This window comes from Sphingobium indicum BiD32 (assembly GCF_000382885.1).
Taxonomy (GTDB): Bacteria; Pseudomonadota; Alphaproteobacteria; order Sphingomonadales; family Sphingomonadaceae; genus Sphingobium; species Sphingobium japonicum_C.
Genome location: NZ_CAVK010000107.1, coordinates 1 through 12202 on the forward strand (window position 1 = coordinate 1; position 12202 = coordinate 12202).

Below are 12202 nucleotides of genomic sequence, written 5' to 3' on the forward strand. Positions count from 1 at the left end.
ACAGACCTTGAGGTGCCCCCCAACTCACAACGGAAGAGCTTTTGGTCGAGGATATCTGCTTGGTCGGGTCTGCTGAAAGTCATCTTTCCGCCGCTAAGAGTATTGAATTCAGGGAGCTTACAAAACTTCCACTCATCCTGCCTAGCAGACCTCATGGTCTGAGAGTCGTTGCCGACAATGCTGCGGCAAAAGCAAAGATGAGACTTGATGTCAGATTCCAGGCGGACTCGTTTGTGTTGATGAAAGAGCTTGTTGAATCAGACCTGGGATATTCGATGATGCCTTACTCTGCAGTGGCGAGGGAGGTAGAATCTGGGCGCTTATGTTGGTCGCCTATAGTTAATCCAATAGTGCGCCGACAATTGGTTCTTGCTACTCACCCGGGAACCACGTCACGCACAGCGCAAACGCTGACTAAGATTATTCGGCGTGAGATTTCTGAGTTGGTAAACAGTGGCCGGTGGTCGGCGCAAATTCTCTTCGAAAAAAATTCGCTCGAGTGATCCAATTGCGAATATCCACCTAACTTGATCGGTCACGAAATCCCGGCTTTGCTTTCCGACTCTGAGAAGGGAGCGACCATAACGGAAACAGATTTGGGGGCGAACTGTCGAGGCATTCGAAGGGCCATGGGCTGTTGCTCGAGTTCCAGGCGCGCCGTCTTTCGAAACGGATTAAATGCATTTCTTTGGCAGAAAGCGTTGGCGAAGACCGCTGTGGCAGCGGTTGCAAGGCATCCGTCCACAGAAGTCGCGGCATTTCTCAACCTGAGCAGCAGCGCTTGCTCAACAGCAACTTTCTACCACGCTCACAGACAACTTACTGCTTTAAGCCCTACTTTCACGGCCAAACGTCATCCTCCACTATCCTCCGATAGGTGAAAGCATTTTATCCCAGTGTCTACCAAAGCGGCAACAGGCCTGCCTCGCAAGTCAGGCGTGTCTCTAAGGGGCGCTCGATTTCAACGGGAAGCCTGATGAGGAGGGGGGTAAAATGATCGAAGCCGATTTCGCGCTCTGGCTCGCCCGTGAAATACTGCCGCATGAAACGGCTCTTCGTCGCTGGTTGAGGAAGCGCGTGCCTGAAGATCTGACGATGGATGACGTTGTTCAGGAAACCTATGCCCGACTTGCGACCATCTCAGCGCCATCGGCAATCGCCAACCCACGCGCCTATTTTTTTCAGACAGCACGTTCTGTCATTTTGATGCACCTGCGCCGCTCCCTGATTGTCAGCATGGAATCGTTGATCGACTATAGGGAAAGCCAGATCCCGGATTCGAGTCCTCCTGCTGACGAACAGGTGCTTTGGCGTCAGCAATTGCGCTATTTTCTCAATCACATCGAACAAATGCCAGACAAGGCTCGACAGGCATTCGAGTTGCGTGTCTGGGGAAATCTGTCCTTCGCGGAGATCGGCCAGCGTATCGGAATGACCGAAAACGCGGTGCAGAAAAATGTTGCGCGCAACCTGCGCATACTTTCATGCCGCATGGCTGAAGGCGGTTTTCTACCATGCGAAGCATCGAAGCACGAGGAGCAACAGAATATGCTGACGGGACCGGGCCGTGACAGGCACAGGAAACGAAATTGAACTGATGGCGGCCCATTGGGCATCTATTGCCTTTGGTGGATGGAGCAGCCCTAGGGAAGAGCACAATTGCGCAAAGTGGTTGGCGGAAGATCCCCGTCACCTGGGAGCGTTCGCAAGGGCGAGAGCTATCCTGGAAGCCATCAGGGAAGCGCAGGTTTTTGAAGGTGGCGGCGGACTTCCGTTACCCTCGTTTGAGGATATCGAATCTGGCAGTCGGCTCTCTCGTCGCCGCCTGCTTGCGGGCTTGGTCGCCTCGATTGCCCTATCAGCGGTCTTGAAAGAGACCACACCGGTCGCTCATGCCACGGAATACCGAACGGCTCGAGGTCAGCAGCGGGTGATAGAATTGCCCGATGGCCTGAAGCTCACGATGAACACGCAGAGCGCGTTGACGCTTCGACTGGGTTTGACGACACGCGAGGTCACGTTTGAGACCGGCGAGGTTGTGATCGATGAACCGGTGGGAAACTCGCTTCCCCTACGCATTTGCGTAAATGGTGCTCGGGCCACGACCAGCGGCGGCGCGTTCAGCATATCCCGGATACGCCCAGGCCCGACCGATTTCCTGGTAACGACCGGGGAAGTGGCTTTGCAAATGGGGCGAGACAGCCAAACCTTAAATGCGGGATCCTTCGCCAGGCTTGCCCACGCTGAATGACTGACCGGCCGAGGCCGGTAGGATCATGCGGAGGGGCTGAAGCCATCCTTGTGGGTATGGCGGTCCAGATAACGCATGATGATGTCATCGGTGATGTTGCCGGACGTGGTCGAGAAGTAGCCGCGTTGCCAGAAGCGTTGCCCCCAGTAGCGTTTCCGGATGTGTTCGAACTCCTGTTGGATCTTACGCGATGACCGGCCCTTTGCCCGACGTACAAAGTCGCTGACCGAGACATGCGGCGGGATTTCGACGAACATATGCACGTGATCGCGCGACAGTGCGCCGTTGACGATGGTCACGCCCATTTCATCGCAGACCTGCTTGATGATCTCGCGCACCCTGAGCCGCACATCGCCGATGAGCACTTTGTACCGGTACTTCGGTGCCCAGACGAGATGGTAGCGATGATGAAATGTCGTGTGACAACCGCTGCGGTACGCCATAGCCTGTAACCTCGGGAAAAGTGAGACTTCACGCCTTTCAGGCGGTCTCACTTTTCCCGAGGTTACAGGCTATCACGCGAGTCAAAGGCTGAAGCCAGTATCCGACTGAAGTCGGAGGGGTTCCTCCAAGAAATGGGACTCTAAAATGGTTTCGCTTCGCCATATCTCGTCCACTGAGCAGGAATCGCTGCTTTCTTGGCGCGACGGCGTTTTCAGATTCCATGACATAACACTGGCCGAAGCTGCGGCTGAGTTCGCACGCTACAGCGATCTGACCATACGCCTAAGCGACGGGGGTGTTGGTGCGCTGCGGGTGACCGGTGTCTTTTCGCTGAGCAAGCCGCGAGCCTTTGCCGAGGCGGTTGGCGCAGCGTTCAACCTGCGGGTGATCCATGAGGAGAATGACGTCCTTCTGGAAAAAAATTAGCGTCGCGACGGCGGAATCGGCATCGTCGCGCATCGTCCCATTCAAAGCTACAAACAACAATTGGATGGGGATTGTTATGATGAAATCCAGATGGCCTCTTTACGCATGCGCCGCAGCTGCAGTGATCGTTCAGGCCGTCCCGGCGCAGGCAGCAGCGCGAAACTTTGACATCGCGGCTGGTGATGCTTCGGAAACTCTTTCGCACTTCGCCGATCAGGCTGGACTGCATCTCATCGCCCCAAGCACGGGTCTGCGGGGCCAGCGCACTGCGGCCGTCCGTGGCGACATGTCGGTGGAAAAAGCCCTTTGGGCCTTGTTGCGTGGCACCAATTTATCGGGGACCCTTCACCGCGGTACGATCATTGTACGGCCGACGCAGCTCATGCCGGCAAAAGTCGTCCCCACCCGGATGGAAAGTTCTTCAAGAGTGGCCGCCCCAGCGAGCACAACAATGGTTGAAGCCGATGGCGCCGCCCCCGCCCCCGACGATGACATTATCGTGACGGCGCGTAAGCGCGACGAGCGGTCGCTCGATGTACCCGCAGCGATCTCAGCAGTAGGCACACGGGAAATCCAGAACTACAATCTAACGAGTGTCCAGGACATTGCGAGCCACGTTCCCCAGTTGCAGGTTTCGACCAATACCAACAGCGGGCAAGGGATTATCGTCCTACGTGGTGTTGCGACCGGTGCGAACGCGCTTGGTGCCGACCAAGCGGTAGCGATCAATGTCGACAATGTGCAGATCAGCAATGCTGTCGTGCTTGAAATGGGCCAGTACGACCTTGGCCAGGTCGAAGTTCTGAAAGGGCCCCAAGCGCTGTTCTTCGGCAAGAACAGCCCTGGTGGCGTGATCACCCTGCGCTCCGCTGATCCGACCGACCAACTGTTCACGCAACTCCGTATGGGATATGAATTCAACGCCAAGGGCAAGTATGCGGAAGCTATCGCCTCGGGCCCGTTGTCCGACACGGTTGGTGTCCGCGTCGTCGGATATGTGCAAAATGAAAAGGGGGCGTTCCACAACGATGCCGACCCCGTTCTTGCTGGGCCGATCGCCGACCGAGTGGGTCCAAACTTTACGAAGTATTTTGGGAGGGCAACGCTCACCTTTAAGCCGAACGACTCTTTCGACGTACGTCTGAAAGGAAGTTACTATAACCGGAAAGGGACTGTATTTGGCTTCGGTTCCCAGGAATTCAACTGTCCCGATGGCATTTCGCCGATCAAACCTTCAGAAGACTGCAAGCTGAATACCCGCTTCGTCCTTCCTGATACCGGCAATCTCCAGGTCGGAAGCGATCCGCTGTTTCGTGACGGGGTGCCATTTGCCGATGTTTCAGCGACTTTGTTGTCGGCAGAAATGAATCTCCATACGAGTTATGGAACTCTCACGTCGGTGACGGGCTATTTTAGGAGCCGTCAGGATGCTCTTTCGGGCCCGGGCGGTGCCGAAAGAGTGATAGTGCTTTCGACCAACCCTTACCGCTTTGCCCACAATTCTTTCGACTCCGCGAGCATCCGCATCTACCGAACGGCATCCCAAGAGCTACGCTTTGCTTCTGAGCTCGACGGGCCAATCAATTTCGTCGTCGGCGGCTTTGTGGACGGCACCAGATTGGATTTCCAAGCGTCCGCTCTTTTTGCTACGACCTATTTCCCACGGCAAGATGACGTGCTTAAGGGGAAGTCAGCTTCGGCATTCAGCCAGTTCCGCGTCGATCTTGGGCCGCGCGTCCAGATCACAGGAGGTGGCCGTTATACGTGGGAGAAGAAAGATGTATCGGGGATTGTAGGGGGAAACCGCCCGGTTCTATTCAGTCCCAATTCGATGACATTCAAAAACTTCTCTCCGGAAATTACCGCACGCTTTAAGCCCAATCGAGATGTCATGGTCTATGCATCTTACAAGCAAGGCTACAAGTCGGGTGGATACGATTTTAACACAACGAGAATTGTTTTAGTTGGTACGGTCCAACCAATTGATCAATCGTTCAGGGATGAAAATGTAAAAGGCATTGAAGCCGGCATCAAGGCCGCGCTGGCCGGAGGTAATCTGCGTTTCGACTTGGTTGGTTATCATTACAAGTATTCTGACCTTCAGGTGACTTTTCAACCTCCCGGCGGTACGACTGTAATGACAACCAACGCTGGCGCCGCAACGGTCAAGGGCGTCGAGTTCGAAGGCTCGTGGACTCCACGTTTTGTCGAAGGCCTGACACTGGGCGGGTCGCTCGCTTACAATAGCGCGAAGTACACTGACTACACGCCACCGTGCTGGCGGACGCAGACGTTTGCTCTGGGTTGCAATATCGATCAGGACAATAACGGCGCGTTCGATTCTCAGGACGTTTCTGGACAGCGACTTCCGCGAGCTCCTGCCTGGACGGCCAGCTTACGCTTTGGGCTGGAACGAAGCATCTCGGATCTCGTGGGCTTCCGCCTGAATGGACGGATGAACTACTCAGATGATTATCTCACTGAAGACAAGCTCAATCCGTTCTCCAGGCAGCGTGCTTACACGACATTTGATGCTGGCATTGCTTTACATTCTGTAAACAATAGCTGGGAGGTGGCGTTGATTGGTAAGAATCTCACCAACAAGATCGTGGCGGTTCGCGCTATCGAGGACCTTTACCCAGCCGGGCAGGTTGGAATGTACGCGAATGTGAGCAATCCGCGTACTGTGCTTCTCCAGCTTACTCTACGGCCGAGCGCATTGCTCTCAAGGTAGACGATCGCGCATTCAATGTGCCGAAATTCTTGGCGCCAATCGGGATGTTGGAGCGAGCAGTCGATCCCACGTTATCGGGTATTCCCGTCAGCGCCTGCCCAACAGATTTATGTGATTTGAAAGGGAAATATGATGGACGAAATGGCATTGGGTTGGGTTCGCTCAGCATCAGGCAAACATGCAGGGCGTCGTCGGCAGTTCGGGTGGGTAGGTGTTGGTGCAGTTTTCGCCGGAATGGCCCTCATGGCGTCGATGGCAAACGCCGAAGAGCCGTCGCGGTGGGGGAAGGACGATCGGGTTGGCGCGATCAACGAGATAACGCCCGCTACTGTCAAAGATGCCGGCCGCTTGATCAAGACTGGAAAGGTCTATGCTCTGGCTATCGACACCAAGCCAGATCCGACATTGTTCAGGGTCTATCGAGTCACACTTCGTTCCAGCGAGGCCAGGGGGACAAACCAACTGACAAGCGTCGAGGATATGGTGATTACCTCGCCCAGCATTGGGACCTCGCTTGACGGGTTAAGCCATGTCGGCCGCAGCGGTGTGCATTATAACGGTGTCCGGATCGAGGAGATCAAGGGGAGCGATGGGGGGCTCAAGGGTGCCAAGGTTCTCGGAACCGAGGCCATTCCTCCGATCGTTGCACGCGGAGTCTTGCTTGATTTCGTACGTTACGGAGACCGCGCGGCACTGACCGGGCAGGCCGGTATAACCCGTGCACATATCGAGGCGGTCGCAAAGGCACAGGCCGTGGACATTCGACGCGGGGATGTTGTGCTTCTCCATACCGGCTGGCTTCAAAACGAGGCTAACAGGCCTGCTCCTAGCGGCGTGCCGAGCGTGCCCGGTTTGGGAACGGACGGAGCTCGTTATCTCGCAAGCTTGGGAGTTGTTGCGGTTGGGGCAGATACGCCTGGCGTAGAGGTAAATCCGTCGGAGGTGCCTTCAGAGTTCATACCGGTTCACCAAATTCTGCTCGTCGACAATGGTGTATACATTATCGAGAATGTCAAAACCGAGGAACTTGCTGCCGATAGTGCGTATGAGTTCATGTTTGTGCTCGCGACTCCAAAACTCCCTGGGACAGTGCAGTCGACGATCACTCCGGTTGCGATACGTTGATGTCGGCATACTAGCAGGCTGATCACGAGCATAGTGTGGGGTGTTGGTGGGCTTCACCCAATTCCATTCACAAAGACCGACACCCGGCTGACGCAGACTGTGGGACATGACGGGTCAAGGGGGATGCGAGGTAATTGCTGATGACGCTATTCCGATACCTTTGTTGCGCCGTCCCGGCGACGCTCGCCATATTAATGGGCGTCGCAGCGTATGCTGCGCCGGCACGCTCACCTTTCACGACCGATCCTTATCCGAGCACCTATCGCGCCCCGCGATCTGCCGACATGCTAATCGTCGGCGCGACCATCCTCGATGGTCGAGGCGGCCGTATCGAGAACGGCGACATCCTGATTCGCAACGGTAAGATCGCGGCGGTGGGTCACGAACTAAAGGCGCGGGGCGCACAGGTCATCAGTGCACGCGGTCGCTGGGTGACGCCTGGGCTGATCGACGTCCATAGTCATAACGGGGTGTACTCCACGTCTGACATATCTGAGGACAGCGATCCGAACTCCGCAGACATTTGGGTCGAACACGGCGTGAACGTGGATGATCCGGCGTTCGGCGCCGCAATGCGATCAGGTGTGACAACGCTGCAGGTTCTGCCGGGTTCGAAGCCGGTGTTCGCCGGGCGCTCCGTCGTGCTTAAGCCAGTGCCTGCCTCGACTGTGCGCGGAATGAAATTTCCAGAAGCATCGCCTGGCCTGAAAATGGCCTGCGGCGACGGTCCCAAAAGGAAAGATGGTGCACCCACCAGTCGACCCGGCGAAGTCGCCTTGGTGCGCGCAGCGTTCATCGAGGCGAAGGATTATCTTAACGAATGGCGCGAATATGAGCGTAGTGGTGAACGCGGAAAGCAACCCAAGCGCGATCTGAGGCTCGATGCGCTTGCAGGCGTGTTAACGGGTGAAATTCCGGTGCACATGCACTGCTACCGTGCGAGCGACATGTCGGCGATGCTGGGCGTCGCGCAGGAGTTCGGCTTCAAGATTCGTGCTTTCCACCATGCCACTGGCGCGTACCAGATCGCCGAGGAACTCAGGCAGGCGGGCACTTGCGTGGTGGTATGGTCGGACTGGTGGAGCTTCAAGACGGAGGCTAGCGATGCAATTCGTGAGAATGCCGCCATAGTCGATGCAGTCGGCGGCTGCGTGATGATGCTAGCGGATTTGCCATACGTTGGGCTGCGGCTCAATATCGAGGCGGCCAAGGCGGCGGCGGCAGGGCGCCGCGCCGGTTTCAACTTGCCGCCCGAGCACATCATTCGCTGGATCACCAGCGCTCCGGCCCAGTTACTCGGTCTGGAGGATCGCATCGGGGCCGTGGCGCCTGGACTTAACGCCGACCTGGTGATCTGGTCCACTGATCCATTCTCTGTCTACAGCAATGCCGACCAGGTGTTCATTGATGGCGCGCTGCGTTACGACCGCTCAAAGCCCGACGAGAGCCTCACACCGGATTTATATCTGGGCCGGCCCACGGCGGAGGGTGATATGCATGTGAAGGAGAGCATGTGATGGGACGGCTTTCCGCAATAGGACTCGTTTTCGCTGTGGCGTTCGGGTTCGTGCTGCCCGACAGCGCGTCGGCAGATACGCTCGCGATCGTGCATGCTGAGGCGTGGACCATGACGGGTGCAGAGCCGGTCAAAGATGCGACCATTGTCGTCAGCGATGGCAAGATTATCGCCGTTCAGGCTGGTACCTCGCCGCCGACGGGAGCGCGTGTTCTCGATGCGAAGGGCAGGCGCGTCACTCCTGGCCTATTCCACGCGGCGACGCGCCTCGGGCTAGTCGAATTGCCAGATGCGAAGGAGACGCAGGATGCGGCGATTTCCGCTGGCTCGCTCGGCGCCGGTTTTGACATCCAGTACGCGCTGAATCCGAACTCGCCGTTGATCGCTCTGGCCCGCGCTGATGGCCTGACTAGCGCGATGAGCTATCCGGCAAGCACGAAAACGGCACCTTTCTCGGGGATGGGCGCTGCGCTGCGGCTGCACGCAGGCGATAGCGTGCTCGATCGGCCCGGCGTGGGAGTGTTCGTTACTATTGGTGGGCATAGCTCAGAAGGCGCCGGAGGTTCGCGCGCAGCGCAGTGGCAGTTACTGCGCGGTGCGCTTGATGCGGCGCGCAAAGCAGCAGCCCGGACCATTGACGTGCAAGCACTCGAGCAGGTGCTTTCGGGCGCGGTTCCGCTTGCCATTTCTACGAATCGCGAATCGGATATTCGTCAGGCGATCCGGCTGGCCGCCGACTACAAGCTTCGGGTTGTCATCATCGGGGGTGCAGAAGCTTGGCGTACTGCCGATGCGCTCGCGGCCGCGCAGATACCCGTGATCGTCGACCCACAAGAAAATTTGCCGGACTCTTTCGACTCGATTGGTTTGCGTGCGGACAATGCGGCGCTGCTACACAAGGCGGGTGTGAAGGTCGCCACTGTGGTGATGACCGGTTCTCATCAGAGCTTCAACGCCGGACTCTCGATGCGCGAAGGCGCGGGACGCGCCGTGGCGAACGGATTGCCGTACAACGAGGCGCTACGCGCCGTGACCATAATCCCGGCGGAGATCTGGGGGATGGCCGATCGTTACGGCACGATCGAACCGGGTAAGGCTGCGGACCTGGTGATTTGGGACGGCGATCCGCTTGAGCCCACGAGCACGGCTCTCGCCGTGATCATTGGGGGCAAGGAAGCGTCGCTGGTCACACGACAAACCGAGTTGCGTGATCGCTATATGCGCAAAGCGGGCCTGCCATCGGCCGCGCAGAACTCGCCATGAAGTACGCCAGCGCACTACCTTGCGCACAAATCGGTCGATGCTTGTTCAATGAGACAGGCGTGGAGCACTCCGCTAGCGGCGGCTGCAGTTCGGAGGCGCAGCGCACAGTGTCGTTCGCCCAACCCTCCTAGCCGAATTGTCGGTGAAGGTTTCCGTGGAAGCGGCGGTGAGGGATATCCGGTGACAGACTAGGTGGCATTGTCCGGCAGAAGACGTACTTAGCATCGTTCCGGCGGGCTCACACGGAGTGTCCGCCGTCAGCGCCAATGGCACAGATTTGAGGTTGTGATTTAAGGAGGATCTGGGCTTCGTCGCAGTGACGAAGGAACGAAGATGAAGCCCAGATCCTCCAATGCAAAATCGCCGGTGAAGGCTCCTGCAGAGCGGGTGGTGAAGGACATCCGGCGGCAGACCCGTCGGCACTTCTCGGCCGAGGACAAGATCCGCATCGTGCTGGAAGGCCTGCGCGGGGAAGACAGCATCGCCGAGCTGTGCCGCAAGGAAGGCATCGCGCAGAGCCTGTATTACACCTGGTCGAAGGAGTTCATGGAAGCGGGCAAGCGGCGCCTGGCGGGCAACACCGCGCGTGCCGCCACCACCGGCGAGGTCCAGGATCTGCGCCGCGAGGCCCGTGCCCTGAAGGAATGCGTTGCCGACCTGACGCTGGAAAACCGGCTACTCAAAAAAAGCATGATCGCGGATGGGGAAGACGACGCATGAGGTATCCCGCATCCGAGAAACTCGAGATCATCAGGATCGTCGAGCAGTCGCACCTGCCGGCCAAGCGCACTCTGGACCAGCTCGGCATTGCCCGCCGGACGTTCTATCGGTGGTATGATCGCTACCTCGAAGGCGGGCCGGAAGCGCTGGAGGATCGGCCATCGGCGCCAAGCAGGGTGTGGAACCGCATCCCGGCCGAGATCCACGATCAGATCATCGAACTGGCGCTGGAGGCGACAGCTCTCAGCCCCCGCGAGCTGGCCGTGCGGTTCACCGACGAGCAGCGCTACTTCGTGTCAGAATCGACGGTCTACCGGCTGCTTAAGGCCCATGACCTGATCACTAGCCCGGCCTATGTCGTGATCAAGGCGGCTGATGCCTTCCACACCAAGACCACGCGGCCGAACGAGATGTGGCAGACCGACTTCACCTACTTCAAGATCATCGGGTGGGGCTGGATGTACCTGTCGACCGTACTCGACGACTTCTCGCGCTACATCATCGCCTGGAAGCTGTGCACCAACATGCGGGCCGAGGACGTCACCGACACGCTGGACCTCGCCCTGGTGGCTTCCGGCTGCGACAGCGCCACGGTGCTGCACAAGCCGCGGCTGCTCAGCGACAATGGTCCCAGCTACATCGCCGGCGAACTGGCGGAATACATCGAGGCCAACAAGATGAGCCATGTCCGCGGCGCCCCGATGCATCCCCAGACCCAGGGCAAGATCGAGCGCTGGCATCAGACCCTCAAAAACCGCATCCTGCTGGAAAATTACTTCCTGCCCGGCGACCTTGAAGCCCAGATCGAGGCCTTCGTCGAGCACTACAACCACCAGCGTTACCACGAGAGCCTGAACAACGTGACGCCCGCCGACGCCTACTTCGGCAGAGCGCCTGCCATCATCAAACAGCGCGAAAGGATCAAGCGACAGACCATCGAATATCGGCGCTTGCAGCACCGCAAGCTCGCCGCCTAACATCAATCCCCAGACGAGGCCCGCACTCCGCTAATCTACGCCGCGATCTGCGCCAAATGTTCTGACGACGGACAGCGTCTCGGTGACGTCCTCGCCCAGCTTCGACAGCCTGCTGCTGCCGCAGGCCGGGCAAGAGCACGGCGCCGGCACGACGACGCGCTCGCGCGGCAGGTGCTCGGGAAACGGCTTCCTGGCCGGTCGCTTGCGTTCGAAGGCGGTGACAGTGGCGGTCTTCTCGGCCGCGACCTCGGCAGCAAGATCATCCTCGGCGGCGTCGGCTTCGAGATCTTCGAGCTGCAGTTCCATCTGATCGAGCAGGCGGCGGGTGCGCTCGGCGCTGGCGCCGTACTGCTCGCGCCTGAGCTTGGCGATCTGCAGCTTGAGGTGCGCGATCACGGCCTCGGTGGCGCTCTCGCGGGCATGGGCATTGGCGAGCTTGGCTTCGGCCTCATCGGCTCGCTGGGTCGCGCTTGCCAGCAGCGCCTTGAGCGCTTCGATATCGTCAGGAAGGGGCGAAACGGCGGCTTCCATGACCGCGATGGAATCACAGAAACCCGCCCGAATGAAGCGCAAAATGCTCGGCTGGAGAAGAAATCGACGCCCCTATCCGGCGCTCTGCGGACGCCAGGAATACTGCGGGTTCCGCCAGTCGATCCCGTCGAGCAGGCAGGCCAGTTGCGAGGCCGTCAACGACACCATCCCGTCCTTCGCCGATGGCCAGACGAAGGTTAGCGGTGCGAGCGGCC

General features: G+C 58.4%; 10 protein-coding genes and 2 pseudogenes. 10 read left to right on the top strand and 2 right to left on the bottom strand.

Features of this window, described 5'->3' with window-relative positions:
- Positions 1-29: 29 nt before the first annotated feature.
- The 3 genes and pseudogenes from EBBID32_RS25260 to EBBID32_RS24880 all read left to right on the top strand — a co-directional run.
- A pseudogene (locus EBBID32_RS25260) lies at positions 30-503 on the top strand (LysR substrate-binding domain-containing protein); the annotation flags it as partial.
- A 490-nt stretch (positions 504-993) separates the two neighbouring features.
- The gene (locus tag EBBID32_RS10715; RefSeq protein WP_006956415.1) at positions 994-1593 is read left to right on the top strand and encodes an RNA polymerase sigma factor; all 600 of its coding nucleotides are present in this window, start codon (positions 994-996) and stop codon (positions 1591-1593) included.
- A complete protein-coding gene (locus EBBID32_RS24880) occupies positions 1568-2251 on the top strand; it encodes a FecR family protein (protein ID WP_231382167.1) in 684 nt (227 codons plus the stop codon). Before EBBID32_RS10715 ends, EBBID32_RS24880 begins: the two co-directional genes overlap by 26 nt.
- A gap of 23 nt (positions 2252-2274) precedes the next feature.
- Here EBBID32_RS24880 and tnpA read toward each other — a convergent pair whose 3' ends face one another.
- Positions 2275-2694, bottom strand: coding sequence for an IS200/IS605 family transposase (tnpA, locus tag EBBID32_RS10725; protein ID WP_037490092.1), 420 nt, complete (start codon positions 2692-2694; stop codon positions 2275-2277).
- A gap of 145 nt (positions 2695-2839) precedes the next feature.
- Here tnpA and EBBID32_RS10730 point away from each other — a divergent pair, with 145 nt between their 5' ends.
- The 6 genes from EBBID32_RS10730 to EBBID32_RS10760 all read left to right on the top strand — a co-directional run bounded on the left by EBBID32_RS10730 (position 2840) and on the right by EBBID32_RS10760 (position 11456).
- The gene (locus EBBID32_RS10730; RefSeq protein WP_037490099.1) at positions 2840-3121 is read left to right on the top strand and encodes a hypothetical protein; all 282 of its coding nucleotides are present in this window, start codon (positions 2840-2842) and stop codon (positions 3119-3121) included.
- A complete protein-coding gene (locus EBBID32_RS10735) occupies positions 3096-5855 on the top strand; it encodes a TonB-dependent receptor domain-containing protein (RefSeq protein WP_196805635.1) in 2760 nt (919 codons plus the stop codon). The genes EBBID32_RS10730 and EBBID32_RS10735 overlap by 26 nt, the downstream gene beginning before the upstream one ends.
- 129 nt (positions 5856-5984) lie before the next feature.
- Positions 5985-6980, top strand: a complete 996-nt coding sequence (locus tag EBBID32_RS10740) for a cyclase family protein (protein WP_081628076.1) — start codon at positions 5985-5987, stop codon at positions 6978-6980.
- Positions 6981-7120: 140 nt separating this feature from the next.
- Positions 7121-8497, top strand: coding sequence for an amidohydrolase family protein (locus EBBID32_RS10745; RefSeq protein WP_006956419.1), 1377 nt, complete (start codon positions 7121-7123; stop codon positions 8495-8497).
- Positions 8497-9759 (top strand): amidohydrolase family protein, encoded by a 1263-nt coding sequence (locus EBBID32_RS10750; RefSeq protein ID WP_006956420.1) that lies wholly within the window; start codon positions 8497-8499, stop codon positions 9757-9759. The genes EBBID32_RS10745 and EBBID32_RS10750 overlap by 1 nt, the downstream gene beginning before the upstream one ends.
- A 333-nt stretch (positions 9760-10092) precedes the next feature.
- Positions 10093-11456, top strand: a protein-coding gene (locus EBBID32_RS10760) for an IS3 family transposase (protein ID WP_156022529.1) whose coding sequence is annotated in 2 segments (ribosomal slippage) — positions 10093-10441 and positions 10441-11456 — 1365 coding nt in all. Because the reading frame shifts where the segments join, the coding sequence is not laid out codon by codon here.
- Between the two features lie 63 nt (positions 11457-11519).
- On the opposite strand, the pseudogene EBBID32_RS10765 reads toward EBBID32_RS10760, so the two are convergent.
- Positions 11520-11987, bottom strand: a pseudogene (locus EBBID32_RS10765) (IS66 family transposase); the annotation flags it as partial.
- Here EBBID32_RS10765 and EBBID32_RS25345 point away from each other — a divergent pair.
- The coding region (locus EBBID32_RS25345) for a hypothetical protein (protein WP_440590962.1) at positions 11986-12202 on the top strand (217 nt) is incomplete at its 3' end. The pseudogene EBBID32_RS10765 and the gene EBBID32_RS25345 sit on opposite strands and share 2 nt — an antisense overlap.

Coding starts and splice junctions, on each gene's coding strand:
- EBBID32_RS10715 (WP_006956415.1), top strand. CDS start 994: ATGATCGAAGCCGATTTCGCGCTCTGGCTCGCCCGTGAAATACTGCCG.
- tnpA (WP_037490092.1), bottom strand. CDS start 2,694: ATGGCGTACCGCAGCGGTTGTCACACGACATTTCATCATCGCTACCAT.
- EBBID32_RS10730 (WP_037490099.1), top strand. CDS start 2,840: ATGGTTTCGCTTCGCCATATCTCGTCCACTGAGCAGGAATCGCTGCTT.
- EBBID32_RS10735 (WP_196805635.1), top strand. CDS start 3,096: ATGACGTCCTTCTGGAAAAAAATTAGCGTCGCGACGGCGGAATCGGCA.
- EBBID32_RS10740 (WP_081628076.1), top strand. CDS start 5,985: ATGATGGACGAAATGGCATTGGGTTGGGTTCGCTCAGCATCAGGCAAA.
- EBBID32_RS10745 (WP_006956419.1), top strand. CDS start 7,121: ATGACGCTATTCCGATACCTTTGTTGCGCCGTCCCGGCGACGCTCGCC.
- EBBID32_RS10750 (WP_006956420.1), top strand. CDS start 8,497: ATGGGACGGCTTTCCGCAATAGGACTCGTTTTCGCTGTGGCGTTCGGG.